This window comes from Pseudomonas sp. DP-17 (assembly GCF_022380625.1).
GTDB classification, from domain to species: domain Bacteria; phylum Pseudomonadota; class Gammaproteobacteria; order Pseudomonadales; family Pseudomonadaceae; genus Pseudomonas; species Pseudomonas nitroreducens_A.
Genome location: NZ_JAKSXG010000010.1, coordinates 183,033 through 199,206, shown reverse-complemented (window position 1 = coordinate 199,206; position 16,174 = coordinate 183,033). Strand labels below are relative to the sequence as shown.

General features: G+C 67.5%; 12 protein-coding genes and 1 riboswitch. Of the genes, 6 read left to right on the top strand and 6 right to left on the bottom strand.

Annotated elements, in window-relative coordinates; genetic code table 11:
• Positions 1-51: 51 nt before the first annotated feature.
• Complete coding sequence (locus MJ122_RS17550; protein ID WP_275590727.1) at positions 52-1,293, bottom strand: TIGR03862 family flavoprotein; 1,242 nt, start codon at positions 1,291-1,293, stop codon at positions 52-54.
• Positions 1,294-1,604: 311 nt separating this feature from the next.
• On the opposite strand from MJ122_RS17550, the gene MJ122_RS17545 reads away from it, so the two are divergent.
• Positions 1,605-2,105 carry a hypothetical protein gene (locus tag MJ122_RS17545; protein WP_051168003.1) on the top strand — a complete coding sequence of 167 codons (501 nt, stop codon included), beginning with the start codon at positions 1,605-1,607 and terminating at the stop codon, positions 2,103-2,105.
• Here the strand turns inward: MJ122_RS17545 and MJ122_RS17540 are convergent.
• Positions 2,090-3,013: a histone deacetylase gene (locus tag MJ122_RS17540; protein ID WP_088421358.1), complete on the bottom strand. Its 924-nt coding sequence runs from the start codon at positions 3,011-3,013 to the stop codon at positions 2,090-2,092. The genes MJ122_RS17545 and MJ122_RS17540 overlap by 16 nt on opposite strands.
• An 89-nt stretch (positions 3,014-3,102) precedes the next feature.
• Positions 3,103-4,308, bottom strand: coding sequence for an MFS transporter (locus MJ122_RS17535; RefSeq protein WP_088421357.1), 1,206 nt, complete (start codon positions 4,306-4,308; stop codon positions 3,103-3,105).
• A 210-nt stretch (positions 4,309-4,518) separates the two neighbouring features.
• On the opposite strand from MJ122_RS17535, the gene MJ122_RS17530 reads away from it, so the two are divergent.
• The 4 genes from MJ122_RS17530 to MJ122_RS17515 are packed head-to-tail and all read left to right on the top strand — an operon-like array spanning position 4,519 to position 8,153.
• Positions 4,519-5,061 (top strand): GNAT family N-acetyltransferase, encoded by a 543-nt coding sequence (locus MJ122_RS17530; RefSeq protein ID WP_088421356.1) that lies wholly within the window; start codon positions 4,519-4,521, stop codon positions 5,059-5,061.
• Positions 5,058-6,674 carry a nitroreductase family protein gene (locus MJ122_RS17525; protein ID WP_239744958.1) on the top strand — a complete coding sequence of 539 codons (1,617 nt, stop codon included), beginning with the start codon at positions 5,058-5,060 and terminating at the stop codon, positions 6,672-6,674. The genes MJ122_RS17530 and MJ122_RS17525 overlap by 4 nt, the downstream gene beginning before the upstream one ends.
• A 13-nt stretch (positions 6,675-6,687) precedes the next feature.
• The gene (gene tesB, locus MJ122_RS17520) at positions 6,688-7,557 is read left to right on the top strand and encodes an acyl-CoA thioesterase II (protein WP_088421355.1); all 870 of its coding nucleotides are present in this window, start codon (positions 6,688-6,690) and stop codon (positions 7,555-7,557) included.
• Complete coding sequence (locus tag MJ122_RS17515; protein WP_088421354.1) at positions 7,554-8,153, top strand: HAD family hydrolase; 600 nt, start codon at positions 7,554-7,556, stop codon at positions 8,151-8,153. Before tesB ends, MJ122_RS17515 begins: the two co-directional genes overlap by 4 nt.
• A 281-nt stretch (positions 8,154-8,434) precedes the next feature.
• On the opposite strand, the gene MJ122_RS17510 is transcribed toward MJ122_RS17515, so the two are convergent.
• From MJ122_RS17510 to MJ122_RS17500, 3 genes are all read right to left on the bottom strand, one after another.
• Positions 8,435-10,291: a TonB-dependent receptor gene (locus MJ122_RS17510; protein ID WP_239744953.1), complete on the bottom strand. Its 1,857-nt coding sequence runs from the start codon at positions 10,289-10,291 to the stop codon at positions 8,435-8,437.
• An 89-nt stretch (positions 10,292-10,380) separates the two neighbouring features.
• A riboswitch (cobalamin riboswitch) is annotated at positions 10,381-10,577 on the bottom strand.
• 28 nt (positions 10,578-10,605) lie between these two features.
• Positions 10,606-12,516, bottom strand: coding sequence for a 1-deoxy-D-xylulose-5-phosphate synthase (gene dxs, locus MJ122_RS17505; protein WP_088421352.1), 1,911 nt, complete (start codon positions 12,514-12,516; stop codon positions 10,606-10,608).
• 239 nt (positions 12,517-12,755) lie between these two features.
• Positions 12,756-14,597, bottom strand: a complete 1,842-nt coding sequence (locus tag MJ122_RS17500) for an Ig-like domain-containing protein (protein WP_088421351.1) — start codon at positions 14,595-14,597, stop codon at positions 12,756-12,758.
• A 418-nt stretch (positions 14,598-15,015) separates the two neighbouring features.
• On the opposite strand from MJ122_RS17500, the gene MJ122_RS17495 reads away from it, so the two are divergent.
• Positions 15,016-16,020: an Ldh family oxidoreductase gene (locus MJ122_RS17495; RefSeq protein ID WP_239744950.1), complete on the top strand. Its 1,005-nt coding sequence runs from the start codon at positions 15,016-15,018 to the stop codon at positions 16,018-16,020.
• Positions 16,021-16,174 lie beyond the last annotated feature (154 nt).

Genomic DNA, 16,174 nt, shown 5'->3' with positions numbered 1-16,174 from the left:
TCCTGGGGGGGAGTCGAGAATCTAGCACTATGGTTCCATGAATAGCAGGGGTCAGCCTGGCGCCTGCAGCCACTGCAAGGCGCCGAGCCCTGCGGCGCGACCGCTGGCGAAGCAGGCGGTGAGCAGGTAGCCGCCGGTGGGGGCTTCCCAGTCGAGCATCTCGCCGGCGCAGAACACGCCAGGCAGCGCCTTGAGCATCAGTTGTTCGTCCAGCGCCTCGAAGGTCACGCCGCCAGCGCTGCTGATGGCTTCGTCCAGTGGACGGGGGCGTACCACGGTCAGCGGCAACGCTTTGATCAGCGCAGCGAGCCGCTGCGGATCGGCGTAGTCGGCGGCTGTGGACAACTCCCGCAACAGCCCGGCGCGCACGCCGTCCAGGCCGAGTCGGCCGCGCAGGTGGTTGGCCATGGACTTGGAGCCGCGCGGCTGGGCGACGGCCTTGGCGACCTGTTCCAGGCTGCGGTTGGGCAGCAGGTCCAGATGCAAGGTGGCGCTGCCGCTCTGTTCGATGCGCTCGCGGATGCCGGAGGACAGCGCATAGACCAGGCTGCCTTCGATGCCGCCGGCGGTGACCACGAACTCGCCCTGGCGCGGCGTGCCGCCGGCCAGCGAGAGCGCCACCGGCTTGACCGGCGCGCCGGCGAACTTGTCGCGGAAGAACTCGCTCCAGCCGGCCACCTCGAAGCCGCAGTTGGCCGGGCGCAGCGGCGAAATATCCACAGCGCGTTCGGCCAGCAGCGGCGCCCAGGCCCCGTCCGAACCCAGGCGCTGCCAGCTGCCGCCGCCCAGAGCCAGCACGGTGGCGTCGGCGCTGACGCTGCGTTGGCCTTCCGGCCCGTCGATCAACAGCGCGCCCTCGGCGTCCCAGCCCTGCCAGCGGTGGCGGGTGTGGATAACCACGCCGGCTTCGCGCAGGCGCTTGAGCCAGGCGCGCAGCAGCGGCGCGGCCTTCATGTCGGTGGGGAAGACGCGGCCGGAGGTGCCGACGAAAGTGTCGATACCCAGGCCGTGGATCCACGCGCACAGCGCCTGGTTGTCGAAGGCGTCGATCAGCGGCGCCAGGCTCGGCGCGCGCTGGCCGTAGCGCGACAGGAACGGCTCGCGCGGCTCGGAATGGGTGATGTTCATGCCGCCCACGCCGGCCAGCAGGAACTTGCGCCCGACCGAGGGCATGGCATCGAACAGTTGCACCTGCACGCCAGCACTGGCCAGGACCTCGGCGGCCATGAGGCCGGCGGGGCCGCCGCCGATGACAATCGCGGTACGGGAGGCGGGCGGGCGGGGATCGGTCATGCAGGGGCCAGGCGAAGGAGGACAGGAAAAGGCGCAATTCTAGCGCAGGGGCGCTGCGCGCCGTTGCTCATTTTTCGCTCAGCTCGCCCGGAACCTGCCGGGACGGGGGTGCCAGCCGCTTTCCCGCAGCTTATCCACAGGCCGCTCCACAGTTGCCGTGGAAAATACTCGTGAGAGGGGAAGAGGCTTTCCGATCCCTGAACGCTAGGGGTTGCGATAATTCTTACAGGGGATCGGGATTGCGCCGATGTTGGCGCTTTTGTGAATCCATCAGCATGCGGGCCTCTTGCAAAACCTTGGTCCGACTGCCGATGAAAGTTCGTGATTACCTTCGCTCTCATGAGGCCCACCTTTGGGTGGAGGGCAGCGACACCCGTGTGCGGGTGAATGGCCTCGACATTGTCATCCGCAGCCTTCCCAGTGAGGAAATCCGCACGCTGCTCAACGAGGCGGTGGCTCACATGGTGGTGCGCCTGAACAAGAACCTGCAGGGTTCGAAGGTGAAGTTCGAACAACGCGTGCTGGAGTTGCTGTCGATACAGATCGCCCTGCACAACCTCTACGTGTTCACCAACTGGAGCCGCCTGCTGCCGCGCTACCTGCAATACGCGGGGCCGCTGCGCGCGCAGGAGCTGTTGCAGCACCACGTTCCCGAACAGGTGATGCGCTTCTGCGAAAAGCACTACGCCGCCGAATGCCGGCCACGCGCCGCTGCTTTGCTGGGGTACTCCGACCACGAACTGATGCGCTGGGAACAGCAGCGCCTGCCGTCGCGCATGGACACCAACAACTCGCGCTACCGGTCCAGCTGAAACTCGCGCGCTACCCGCGCGGCGCTGTGGTGCAGGATGCCATGGCGCCGGGCCAGCGCCTGGCGGTCCCTGTCGTAGCCACCGCCGATCACGCCCACCACCGGGATGTCGCTGGAAAGGCAGCGGCGGATGACGTGCTCGTCCCGCGCCGCCAGTCCCGCGTCGGTGAGTTGCAGGTAACCCAGGGCGTCGTCCTTGTGCACATCCACGCCGGCGTCGTAGAGCACGATGTCCGGCTGGTACAGCGGCAGCAGGTAGTCCAGCGCCTCCTGCACCACCTTCAGGTACTCCGCGTCACCCAGGTGCAACGGCAGGGGAATGTCCCAGTCGCTCTGCGCCTTGCGCGCGGGGAAGTTCTTCTCGCAGTGCAATGACACTGTCACCGCGTCCGGCACGTTCTCCAGGATACGCGCGGTGCCGTCGCCCTGGTGCACGTCGCAGTCGAAGATCAGCACCCGGTTGGCCTTGCCGCTTTCCAGCAGATAGAGGCTGATCACCGCCAGGTCGTTGAAGATGCAGAAGCCCGAGGCGTGGTCGTGGTGCGCGTGGTGCGTGCCGCCGGCGAGGTGGCAGGCCAGGCCGTTCTGCAGTGCCAGTTCGGCTGTCAGCAGCGAACCACCCACCGCGCGCACCGTGCGCCTCGCCAGCGCTTCGCTCCAGGGCAGGCCGAGGCGGCGCAGTTCCTCGCGGCTCATCTCGCCGCTGCAGTAGCGCTCGATGTAGGCGCGGTCGTGGGCCAGGGCCAGGACATCCGTCGGGCAGAGTTCCGGACGCAGCAGTTGCGCGTCATTCACCAGGCCGCTGTCCACCAGGTGGTCGCGCAGCAGGCGGAACTTCTCCATGGGGAAGCGGTGGTTGTCCGGGAAGGGCGGACTGTAGTCGTCGTGGTAGACCAGGGGCAGCGGCATGGCGTCGGCGGATCGGGAATGTGCTGCACAGGGTACGTCGGCGCAGCGCGCAGACGAAAGGGCTGGCGTTGCGCCGGCCCTTGTCGTTTTCAGCCTTCGTTGGAGATCGCTGCGTCGCGGCGCGAGCTGCGGCTGGTAGCCACCGACACCGACCACAGCACGAAGCCGCCAATGGCCAGCAGGCTGCCGACCCAGCCCGGCGAGGTCCAGCCGTAGCCGGCTGCCAGGGCCAGGCCGCCGAGGTACGGGCCCAGCGCATTGGCGAAGTTGAACGCCGAATGGTTCAGCGCCGCGGCCAGGCCCTGGGCGTCTTCGGCGACGTCCATCAGGCGGGTCTGCAGCACGGTGCCCAGGGCACCGCCGAAGCCGACGAAGAACACGCAGATCGAGATGGTCCAGATGTTCCCCGCGGTGAACGGGAAGATCGCCAGCACCACCGCGCTCCACACCAGCAGGCCACCGGCGGTGGGCATCACGGCACGGTCGGCGAGCACCGGGATGAACAGGTTGCCCAGGGTCATGCCGATGCCGAACACCGCCATCACCAGCGGTACGATGCTGGGCGAAACGTGGGTCACCGCACCGAGGATGTCGGCCAGGTAGGTGTACACCGCGAACAGCCCGCCGAAGCCGATGGCGCCGATGCCCAGGGTCAGCCAGACCTGGCCGCGCTTGAGCGCACCCAGCTCGCGCAGCGGGCTGGAGTCCGGCTCGGCGGGCGAGTAGGGGGCCAGCAGGCGCACGCAGATCATCGTCAGCACGCCCAGCGCGGCCACCAGGGCGAAGCTCCAGCGCCAGCCCACGGCCTGGCTCAGCCAGTTGGCCAGCGGCACGCCGATGATGGTGGCGACGGTGAGGCCGAGGAACATCCGCCCCACCGCCACGGTGCGACGGTGTGGCGGCACGATGGAGGCGGCGACCAGCGCGGCGATGCCGAAATAGGCACCGTGGGGCAGGCCGCTGATGAAGCGGAACAGCAGCATCCAGTGGTAGGTCGGCGCCAGCGCGCTCAGGCCATTGCCGAGGGCGAACAGCGCCATCAGCAATACCAGCAGGGTACGCCGCGGCAGCCGCGCGCCGAGCACTGCCAGCAGCGGCGCACCGACGACCACGCCCAGGGCGTAGGCGCTGATCACGTGGCCGGCGGTCGGGGCATCGATGCCCAGCGCCGGGGCGAAGTAGGGCAGCAGGCTCATGGTGGCGAATTCGGTGGTGCCGATGGCGAAGCCGCCAACAGCCAAAGCGAAAAGCACCAGGGCCGTACTGCGTTGCAGTCCGGTGGTGGAGGTCGTCATGGGGGTTCCTTGGTCTTTTTTGCGGTGCGCCCTGGCGGCGCGGCTGTCTGCATGAGCACGGTCAAGGCAGTGACCGACAGCGAAGGTAGGAGAAAAATACCAGATGAAGGCGTCTCTGTGCTGAATCGATTGCGCTTCGTCTGACGGATTGCGTCCTACAAGCTCGCAGCCGGGTATCATGGTGACCTTCGATGATCCGCGAAGATTCCCATGGATTTTCCCAGCCTGACCACCGAGCGGCTGCTGCTGCGTCCCTGGCGTCACGACGATCTTGCGCCTTTCGCCGCGCTGAACGCCGACGCGCAGGTGATGCACCATTTCCCCGCCTGCCTGAGCCGCGAGGACAGCGACCTGCTGGCCGCACGCATTCTCCAGCACTTCGACGAGCACGGCTTCGGCCAGTGGATAGTCGAGCGCCGCGACGATGGCGCCTTCATCGGCGTACTCGGGTTGGCGCGAGTGTCCTTCGATGCCCCTTTCACCCCGGCGGTGGAAATCGGCTGGCGTTTCAACACGGCGTATTGGCGACAGGGCTATGCGCTGGAAGCGGCCCGCGCGGCGCTGGCGTTCGCCTTCGATTCGCTGAAGCTCGACGAGGTGGTCGCATTCACCGTGCCGGCCAACCTGCCTTCCCAAGGGCTGATGCAGCGCCTGGGCATGCAGCGCGACGAGGCCGGCGACTTCGAGCATCCGCGCCTGCCGCCAGGCCATCCGCTGCGCCAGCATGTGCTCTACCGGATTCGTCGCCCATGAAGCCAATCGAAGGCGTCCGCGCCTATCACGACCTCAGCAGCCATCGTCCCGAGCGCTTCGCCCCCGGCCCCGGCCAGCTCGACTGGGCGACCCAGCCGGCCGCCTTCCGCCGCTATGCCGGGGCGCGCTGCATCGAATTGCTGCACCGGCCGCAGGAAGAGTCGCCGGGCTATGACGAGGTGTTCGCCGGCCCGCTCGGCACGCCTGCGCCGCTGACCCTCGCCAGCGTCTCGCAGCTGCTCTACGACAGCCTGGCGCTGTCGGCCTGGAAGGACGCCGGCGGCAGCCGCTGGGCACTGCGGGTCAACCCTTCCAGCGGCAACCTGCACCCGACCGAGGCCTATCTGCTGCTGCCCGCCGGGGCTGTGGATAACGCTGCGCTGCTGGCGCACTACAGCGCCGACGAGCATGTGCTGGAGGTGCGCGCCGAGCTCTCTGCGCCGCTGGCCGAGCAACTGAGCGACGCCCTGCCTGCCGACGGCTTTTTGCTGGCGCTGGCGAGCATTCCCTGGCGCGAAGCCTGGAAGTACGGCGAGCGCGCCTATCGATACTGCAATCACGACCTCGGCCACGCGCTGGCCTGCCTGGGGATCGCCGCGGCGATCCAGGGCTGGGAAGTGCGCCTGCTGCGCGGTGTGGCCGAAGCGCAATTGGACAGTCTGATCGGCCTCGACCGCGAAGGCTTCAGCGAGCACGAGTTTGCCGATGCGCTGTTGTGGATCGGCCCGGCGCAGGCCGGCGAATTCCGCCTGCCTGGCACGTTGCTCAAGGGCCTCGCCGGGCTGCCCCTGGCCGGTTCGCCCAATCGCCTGTCGCGGGAGTCTCGCCCCTGGCCGGAGCTGGAGCGCGTACACGCGCTGTGCCGCGCGCCGGCGTTGCCGGCCCGTGACTGGCCGGCAGCGAAAGCCGAGGCGGCTGTGGATAACCCCGGCCTGCCGCTGCGTCCCATCCTCCACCGCCGACGCAGCGCGCAATCCATGGACGGCCGCAGCGGTATTCACGCCGAACTGCTGTATGCCTGGTTGCGCCGCCTGATGCCGGAGCGCTCGCCCGTGCCCTTCGCCTGCACGGGCGAGCCGGCGCGGCTCGACCTGTTGCTGTTCGTCCATCGCGTCCAGGAACTGGAACCGGGCCTGTACTGGCTCAGCCGCAGTGGCCGCGAGGCGGGCGGGCTGCGTGCGGATTACCTGTGGCAGAGCGTGGAGGAGAGCGGCTTGCCGCTTTACCGCCTGCTGGCCGGCGATGCGCGCGGGCTATCGGCGTTCCTCTCCTGCGGGCAGGACATCGCCAGCGACGGCTGCGTCGCCTTCGCCATGCTGGCCGATCTCGACGGCGCTCTGGCCGAGGGTGCCTGGGCCTACCCGCGCCTGTACTGGGAAGCCGGGCAGATCGGCCAGTTGCTTTACCTGGAAGCCGAAGCGGCGGGCCTGTCGGGCACCGGCATCGGCTGCTATTTCGATCCGGCGCTGGACGAATTGCTCGGCGGCGGTCCGGACTGCCCGGTCAGCCTCTATCATTTCACCATCGGCCGCGCCGTGTGGGACGAACGCCTCAGCAGCCTTCCCGCCTATCCGTCGCCACGCCGACTCCCACTTCAGCAAGACCGCAATTGAGGAAACAACGCGCATGACCCAGATCCTGGACAACCTGGTGGCTCTGCTGAGCCTGGAACAGATCGAAGAGAACCTGTTCCGCGGCATGAGCCAGGACCTCGGGTTCCGCCAGCTGTACGGCGGGCAGGTGCTCGGCCAGGCGCTGTCGGCGGCCAGCCAGACGGTGGACCCGGAGCGCCACGTGCACTCGATGCACGGCTACTTCCTGCGCCCGGGCGATGCCAGCAAGCCGGTCGTCTACCAGGTCGACCGCGTGCGCGACGGCGGCACTTTCAGCACTCGCCGCGTCACGGCGATCCAGAAGGGCCAGCCGATCTTCGCCCTGAGCACCTCGTTCCAGACCGATGAGGGCGGCTTCGAGCACCAGATCGCCATGCCCGACGTGGTCGGCCCGGAGAACCTGCCCACCGACCTGGAACTGAAGAAGGCCGGGGCGGAGAAATTCCCCGAGCGCATCCGCGACAAGCTGCTCTATCCCAAGCCCATCGAAATCCGCCCGGTCACCCAGAACGACCCCTACGAGCCGATGGTCGGCGAGCCGATCAAGTACCTGTGGCTGCGCGCCGACGGCAAGCTGCCGGACATCCCGGCGCTGCACAAGTACATCCTCGCCTACGCCTCGGACTTCGGTTTCCTCACCACCTCGCTGCTGCCCCACGGCCGCTCGGTGTGGCAGAAGGACATGCAGGTCGCCACCATCGACCACTCCGTGTGGTTCCACCGCGACCTGCGCGCGGACGAGTGGCTGCTTTACGCCATCGACAGCCCCTGGGCCGGCAATGGCCGCGGCTTCGTGCGCGGCAGCATCTTCAACCGCGACGGCCAGCTGGTGGCGTCCTCGACCCAGGAAGGCCTGATCCGCCGCCGCGAGGACTGGGCATGACGCTGGGTGAAGTGCGCCACTGGGTGTTCGACATGGACGGCACCCTGACCCTGGCGGTGCACGACTTCCCGGCGATCAAGCGGGCACTGGGGATTCCCCAGGAACACGACATCCTCAGCCACCTGGCCGCGCTGCCGGAGGACGAGGCGGCGGCCAAGCATGCATGGCTGCTGGAGCACGAGCGCGAGCTGGCGGTGGCCTCCACCGCCGCGCCGGGTGCCGTGGAGCTGGTGCGCGCGCTGCATGGCGCGGGTTACCGACTGGGCATTCTCACCCGCAATGCCCATGAGCTGGCGCTGATCACGCTGGCCGCCATCGGCATCGGTGATTGCTTCCTGACCGAGGATGTTCTCGGCCGAGGCGAGGCCGCTCCCAAGCCCAGCCCGGATGGCCTGCTGCGCCTCGCCGCGCGCTGGGACGTGGCGCCGCAGCGGATGCTGATGGTCGGCGATTACCGCTTCGATCTCGATTGCGCCCGTGCCGCCGGGGCGCACAGTGCGCTGGTGAATCTGCCAGAGAACCCCTGGCCCGAGCTGACCGACTGGCATGCGCGCGATTGCGCGGAGCTGGGGCGGATGGCGGGCGTGTTGAGGTAAGTCCCCGGTCGTTAGCATTCGCTCCCGAGGTGGCATGGGCGTAGGGCGAATAACGCGCCAGCGTTATCCGCCATCGGGAGGCTTGTCGGCGGATAACCTGTTCCAGGTTATGCGCCCTACGAAACTAGGCACCTCGCGGACGAAGTCCGCTCCTACAGTTTCCGGGGGAGTTAGATCGTAGGATGGGTGGAGGCTAGGCGATACCCACTGGCAGTGCCAGGCACGATGGGTATCGCTTCGCTCCACGCCATCCTGCGAAAGCGCCGCAGCGCTGGCAGGAGTTACAGCTCCGGCGTCCAGGTCACCGCCAGCAGCGCGGTGCGGCCGGGTTCGCGGTAGGGACGGGCTTCGCCCATGAAGTCCATCGGGCTGGTCGGGCGCAGGTAGTCGCCCAGGGTGTAGTCGCGGTCCAGGGCGTTATCCAGCTTCAGGTCAAAGCGAATTTCATTGCTGGCCAGCCAACTGGTGCGCAGGTCGAGCACGCCGTAGCCGGACAGCTCGCGGGTGTTGGCCGCGTCGTCGTAGCGCTGGCTGACCGCGCGCCAGGTGCCGCCGACGCCGAAGGCGCCGAACTGGCGGTCGAGGTCCAGGCTCAGGGTGCGGCGCGCGCGGTAAGGCAGGGTGTGGCCGGTGTCGCGGTCGCGCGGGTCGATCAGGCTCAGGCCGAGGGCGGCCTGCCAGCCCATTACCTCGCGGGCGACGCTGGCCTCGAAGCCGGTTATGCGCGCCTTGTTGATGTTCTCCGGCTGGTTGCTGGTGCTGTCCCAGGCGATCAGGTCGTCGATCTCGGTACGGTACAGCGAGGCTTCCAGATGGGTGCCGGAGAAGTCGCCGCGCCATTGCAGCTCGTAGGTCTTCGAGGTCTCGGCCTTCAGGTCCGGGTTGCTCGCGCCGGGGTAGTAGAGGTCGCTGAAGGTCGGCGCGCGAAAACCTTCGCCGTAGCTGGCAATCCAGGTCTGGCTGTCGCCCACCGGCAGGCTGAAGGCGGCGTTCCAGCTGTTCTGGCTGCCGTAGGCCTGGTTGTTGTCGTGGCGGATGCCCAGTTCGGTACCGAAGCTCTCGCCCTTGAAGCTGTGCTGGGCGAAGAAGGCGCGGTTGCTGCGCTGGTCCTCGGCGAAATCGGTGGTGCCGTCGACCTTGTCCTCGTACCAGTCGGCGCCCAGCGCCAGTTGGTTGGCTTCGTCCAGCTGCAGGCGGTTGATCCAGCTCGCCGAGTGGCGGGTGGTTTCCAGGGTGCCGTTGTTCCAGCTGTCCGCGGCGCCCACGGCCTTGTTGCGGTCGAAGCTGCGGCCCAGTTCCAGGCGGCTGTTCCACATCGGGGTGATCTGGCCGTCGAGGTAGGCGCTGTAGCTGCTGACGCGGAATTCGTCGCGGGGCGAGCCCGGTTCGAAGTTGTAGGCGTCGTCGTATTCGTTCTTGCCGCGCTGGTCGTTGAGGTTCAGGCCGGCCTTCCAGTCCTCGCTGAAGCGGTGGTCCAGGTTCAGGTGCACGGCCTTGTTGCGCTGGGCATCGTGGTCGCTGTCGGCGCCGACGTTGTCGCTGGTGCGGTCCCAGCCCTGGCTCTCGTCGAGGCTGCCGCCGAGGTTGTAGCGGGTCTGTTCGTCGCCGCCGGAGAGGCTCAGGCTGCGTTCGAAGGTGCCGTGGCTGCCGGCGGCCAGGCGCACTTCGGGGTGCAGGCCGGCTTCGCCGCGGCGGGTAAAGATCTGGATGACCCCGCCGATGGCGTCGGCGCCGTACAGCGCGGAGCGCGGGCCACGGGTCACTTCGACGCGCTCGATGCTGTCGATGCTCAGGTAGTCCAGGCGGGCGATGCCGCTGCTGGCCGAGGCGACGCGCTGGCCGTCCACCAGCACCAGGGTCTGCGCGGTGCTGGTGCCGCGCACGGAGTAGGAGACCACGCCGCCGGAGCTGCCCATCTGCACGCCGGGCACGCGGGCGAGCAGGGCGGGAACGCTGCGCACTTGTAGCCGCTCGATGTCGGTGCGGGTGAACACGCTGTTGGCCGAGGTGGCTTCGGCACGCGGCTGGGCCTGGCGGGCGGAGGTGATCACCTGGTCGGAGAGCCGGTAGATGTCGTCGGCAGCGAAGGCCAGGCCGGGCAGCAGGCTGGTGGCCAGGGCGAGTCGGGTCAGTTTCATGGAACGTCCTCAAAAGCGGTCGGATGACTTTCGAGGAGGGCGTGGCAAGGGCGGACGCGCCGCACTTGACGGTGCGGCCCTCCGCAACACCTGTCGGGGCGTGTCGAGGGCGGTCTCCGGGCTGCCGACATCACATCGCCGCCTTCCCGCGTTGAGCAGTGGCGGATGGCGATGCTGCGCTCCATCAGGGGCGCGTCGGTTACCGTTGCGGGGGCAGCGCAGGTCTTTCACCTGCTTCCCGTTACCTCGAACGAAAACCGGCGCACCTTAGAGGGTGCGCCGGTGACTGGCAATACTCAGTGCGAGGGATGCGCTCAACGGCTGCCGAGCGCTTCCAGGCGCGCCTTCACCGCGGCTTCGATGCCGGCGGCGTCCAGCCCGCACTCCGCGAGCATCTGCGCCGGTTTGGCGTGCTCGACGTAGTAGTCCGGCAGGCCCAGGTGCAGGATCGGCTGCTGGATATTCTCGCGGGCGAGGAATTCGCTGACGGCGGCGCCCGCGCCACCCATCACCGAGTTTTCCTCGACGGTCACCAGCAACTCGTGGCTGGCGGCGAGCTGGCGCACCAGCTCCTCGTCCAGCGGCTTGACGAAGCGCATGTCGGCCACGGTGGCGTCGAACTGCTCGGCCACTTTCAGTGCCTCGGCCAGTTGCACGCCGAACACCAGGAACGCGACCTTGCCGGCCTTGCCTTCGCGGCGCACCACGCCCTTGCCGATCTCGACCGGCTCCAGCGCTGCCTCGATGGTGGCGTTGGGGCCGGTGCCGCGCGGATAGCGCACCGCCGCCGGGCCTTCGAAGTGATGGCCGGTGGTGAGCAGTTTGCGCAGTTCGTTTTCGTCGCTGGGCGTCATCACCAGCATGCCGGGGATGCAGCGCAGGTAGGAGAGGTCGAAGCTGCCGGCGTGGGTCGGGCCGTCTTCGCCCACCAGGCCTGCGCGGTCGATGGCGAACAGCACGTCGAGGTTCTGCACCGCGACGTCGTGGATCAACTGGTCATAGCCGCGCTGCAGGAAGGTGGAATAGATCGCCACCACCGGCTTGGCGCCGTCGCAGGCCATGCCGGCCGCCAGGGTCACGGCGTGTTGCTCGGCGATGGCGACGTCGAAGTAGCGCTCCGGGAACCTGTCGGCGAAGGCCACCAGGTCGGAGCCTTCCTTCATCGCCGGGGTGATGCCGACCAGGCGCGGGTCTTGCGCCGCCATGTCACACAGCCACTGGCCGAACACGCTGGAGTACTTCGGCCCGCCGGCCTTCTTCGGCACGGCGTGGGCGGGGGCGCCCTCGGGCTCCAGCTTGGTGATGGCGTGGTAGCCGATGGGGTCGATCTCGGCCGGGCCGAAGCCCTTGCCCTTCTTGGTCACCACGTGGAGGAACTGCGGGCCCTTGAGATCGCGCATGTTGCGCAGGGTGGCGATCAGGGTCGGCAGGTCGTGGCCGTCGATGGGGCCGATGTAGTTCCAGCCCAGCTCTTCGAAGAGCGTGCCGGGGACCAGCATGCCCTTGGCGTACTCCTCGGTGCGGCGGGCGATCTCCCAGGCGCCGGGCAGGCGCGAGAGCACCTTCTTGCTGCCTTCGCGCATGCTGCTGTAGGTGCGGCTGGAGAGGATCTTGGCCAGGTAGTTGGACAGGCCGCCGACATTATTCGAGATCGACATGTCGTTGTCGTTGAGGATCACCAGCATGTCGGCCTTGACCTCCGACGCGTGGTTGAGCGCCTCGAAGGCCATGCCGGCGGTCAGCGCGCCGTCGCCGATCACCGCCACCGACTTGCGATTGGAACCCTGCATGCGCGCAGCGATGGCCATGCCGAGGGCGGCACTGATGGAGGTGCTCGAGTGGCCGACGCCAAAGGTGTCGTACTCGCTCTCCGAGCGGCGCGGGAAGGCGGCCAGGCCATCCTTCTGGCGCAGGCTGCCCATGCGCTCGCGGCGACCGGTGAGGATCTTGTGCGGGTAGGCCTGGTGGCCGACGTCCCACACCAGGCGGTCGTCCGGGGTGTCGAAGACGTAGTGCAGGGCGATCGTCAGTTCGATGACGCCCAGGCCTGCGCCGAAATGGCCACCGGTCTGGCCCACGCTGTACAGCAGGTACTGGCGCAGTTCGTCAGCGAGGGTCAGCAGCTCCGCTTCGCCCAGCCGGCGCAGCTCGACCGGCGTGCTGGCGCGGTCAAGCAGGGGCGTGGCAGGGCGCTCGCGGGGAATCTCGTGAAACGTCGTGGGCATCAGGCTGATCGTTATGAGAAGGCAAAGATGCGGAAGTTTACCTGATGCGCCGGAATGCCCCAAGCAACGTGGGGCCAATCCATCGGACGACCGGATGGTCGGGGAATGGCTAGCTGCTCAGGGTGACCTCGCGGCATTTGCCGGCGGCCGGCAACAGGGGGGGCAGGGGAAAACGGCTGGTGCGGTGGCAAGTTGTCGCAGGGGGCCTCCCGAGGGAGGCCCGCTGTTTGACGCCTGGGTCAGATCACAACGTGCTGGGCAAGCTCGTCGAATTGTGCCGGGCGGACGTCGAGGGGGGCGCTATAGTGCTCGTGTCCTCCGGTGTTGGACGCTGCGTTGGAGAACGGCAGCACCGATTCACCCGTTTCCAGCATGCCGTGCAAGGACGGCAGGGCGCTCTTGCCGGCCGCCGGGCCGTCATTGGCCGGGACGTTGAAAGTCGCCATGTCGAGTTCCCAGCCTTGCTGGCCGACCATTTGTGCCGTGCTGTCGCTGTTCAGCGATTGTCCTCTGTCGATGACCAGGTGGAACGCATCTCCTTCTGCGACACCGTGGCCGACGTAGAAGTCATAGGAGCCCTCCTTGATGGCGAAAGGCGCGGTGAGCTGCCAGGTTCCGTCCTGCTGGACCAGGGCGCTACCCAGGCCGAGGGTGACGTTGGAGAGGGCGTGGCCATCGGCGTCGGTCGGGACGGCGCTGATGTTGATCAGATCGCCCGGGGTGCCGGTGCCGTGGAAGGTCGGACGGGTGTCGTCAGTGGTGGCGCCATTGGCCAGTTCACCGGTCACGGGGCCGACATGGTCGATGGCGCCGGTGATGGTGGCCGTTACCGGCAGCGGTTGCGGCTCAGGCTGGGGTTCCGGCTGAGGCTGAGGTTCCGGCTGCGGGTCCACTGGCTGCCAGTTGCTGGAGGACTTGTCGATGTCCAGGCGCAAGGCAGTCCCTGTCGTGTCGTGGCCGGCGTAGAAGTCGTAGGTCCCTTCTCCGAGGGCGTGAAGGGGGGTGAATTGCCAGGTGCCGTCCGGCTGGACCAGCGCGTTACCCAGGAAGATGGTGATGGCCGAAGCGGCTTTTCCGTCCGCGCCGATGGCGACGGCGTTGATATTGATCAGCTCGCCCGGGGTGCCGGTGCCGTGGAAGGTCGGACGGGTGTCGTCGGTGGTGGCGCCATTGGCCAGTTCACCAGTCACGGGGCCGACATGGTCGATGGCGCCGGTGATGGTGGCCGTTACCGGCAGCGGTTGCGGCTCGGGCTGGGGTTCCGGCTGAGGCTGAGGTTCCGGCTGTGGGTCCACTGGCTGCCAGTTGCTGGAGGACTTGTCGATGTCCAGGCGCAAGGCAGTCCCTGTCGTGTCGTGCCCGGCATAGAAGTCATAGGTCCCTTCGCCGAGGGCATGAATAGGGGTGAATTGCCAGGTGCCGTCCGGCTGGACCAGCGCGTTACCCAGGAGGATGACGCTGCCCGAAGCGGCTTTTCCGTCCGCGCCGATGGCGACGGCACTGATATTGATCAGTTCGCCGGGGTTGCCGGTGCCGTGGAAGGTCGGACGGGTGTCATCGGTGGTGGCGCCGTTGTGCAGTTCGCCGGTGACCGGACCCACGTGGTCGATGGCGCCGACGAGGACCGTTTCATGGTGTACCGGTTCGGCGGCCTGCACGTCGGTGATGTTCAGGCGGAAGTTGCTCGACTGACCCTGGCTGGAGCTGACCTGGAAGTCATAGAAGGCGCTCTGCGGGACTTGAGGAACACTGAATTGCCAGGTGCCGTCAGCCTGGACCACGGTCTGGCCCAGGGGGTAGCCGGCGAGCATGAGACCGGTGCTGTCCATGGCGGTAGCCCACAGGTGGAGGGTCTCGCCGGGATTGCCCGTACCGAAGAGCAACGGGGTGGCGACACTGGTGGTCTGGCCGTTGCTCAAGCTCTCCTGGGTCGCATCGAGAGCGCCAAGGATGACGGCGGGCTCGAATTCAGCGACCGGCGGCTGCCAGGGGGTATAGGCGGATGCGGAGTAGGCGTCGTTGCCATACAGCGGGCTGGCGGAGAAGGTTCTTTGGTACGAAGAGCTCGAGGTAGTGCTCATGGGATGTTCCATACAAGGGAAGTAAGTCGACGAGCGACCGGGATAAATCGACGGAAGAACGGGGTTGCCGTGGTCTTTCCTGCGCCGAATGGTAGGGGGAGCCCGCTTGGGGAAAATGCTGCGACCGACGGTGGACAGGGGGATGGAGGGATTTGAGAGGTGGTTGGTGTTTGTATGTCGTCATCGAACGAGAGTGCTCGACGAGTTCAATCGGAAGTTTCCGAGGCCTTGTAGGCTGATGACGAATGCATGGCTACGCCTCGGACAGATGGATATTCCTTGCCGGCTTGCTCCGGAGCGCTGTGCCGAATTCGTCGTATTCCCGAAGGAATCCATTCAAGCGTCGACCCGGTCGAGCGGTCACTGTGGGGGGCGTCCGGGCGGCCTCCGCTGCCCTTCGCCACAAAGGAATTGAATCGTGGTCCGATTGAGCCTGGCTGAACTGCGCGAACTGTCCGAAGCGATCCTGCGTCGCCACGGTTTCAGCGAGCCCCATGTGCAGGGCGTGACCGAGACGGTGCTGGCCGGCGAGCGCGACGGCTGCACCTCCCATGGTGTCTGGCGACTGCTGGGCTGCATCCATACGGCGCGTGCCGGAAAGGTTTCGCTGGATGCCGTGCCGGAGCTGTCGGAGCCCGCGCCGGCGCTGGTGCGGGTCGACGCCAAGGGTGGCTTCTCGCAGTGCGCCTTCGACCTCGGGCTGCCGAAACTGGCGGAGAAGGCGCGGAGCCAGGGCATTGCCGCGATGGCGGTCAACCATTGCGTGCACTTTTCGGCTCTGTGGGGGGAGATCGAACGGATAGTCGCCCAGGGTCTGGTGGCGCTGGCGGTGACCCCGGCCCAGGCCTACGTGGCACCGGCAGGCGGGACGCGGCCTTTGTTCGGCACCAACCCCATCGCTTTCGGCTGGCCGCGTGCCGGCCAGAATCCCTACGTCTTCGACTTCGCCACCACCGTCGTGGCTCGCGGGGAAATCCAGCTGCATGAGCGCGAGGGCAAGGCCATTCCGCTGGGCTGGGGCATCGATGCCCAGGGCAACCCCAGCACTGACCCGGGCGCGGTGCTCGATGGCGCCATGCTGACCTTCGGCGGTCACAAGGGCTCGGCGCTGGCGACCATGGTCGAACTGATTGCCGGCCCGCTGATTGGCGACCTGACCAGTGCCGAGTCCACGGAGTTCGACGCCGGGACGAAGTCTTCGCCGTACCACGGCGAACTGCTGATCGCCATCGATCCGGCGCGCTTCCTTGGCGCAGAAGCCCCGCAGCACCTGGAGCGGGCGGAGAAGTTGTTCGAGTCCATCCTCGACATGGGCGCGCGCCTGCCATCGCAGCGGCGTTTCGCGGCGCGCGAACGCAGCTTGAAAGAGGGCGTGGAGATCAGCGATTCGCTGTATGCCGATCTGCGCAAGCTGCTGGAGTAGGCAGGACGTAGGGCGAATAACCTGGAACAGGTTATCCGCCGCTGGCTTCGTAGCGGATAGCGCTGGCGCGTTATGCGCCCTGCGAAAAGCCATGCCTCGCGGCGTTTCGCGAAGAAAAAAGCCCCGGCGCAAGGCCGGGGCCGAACAGCGGCGC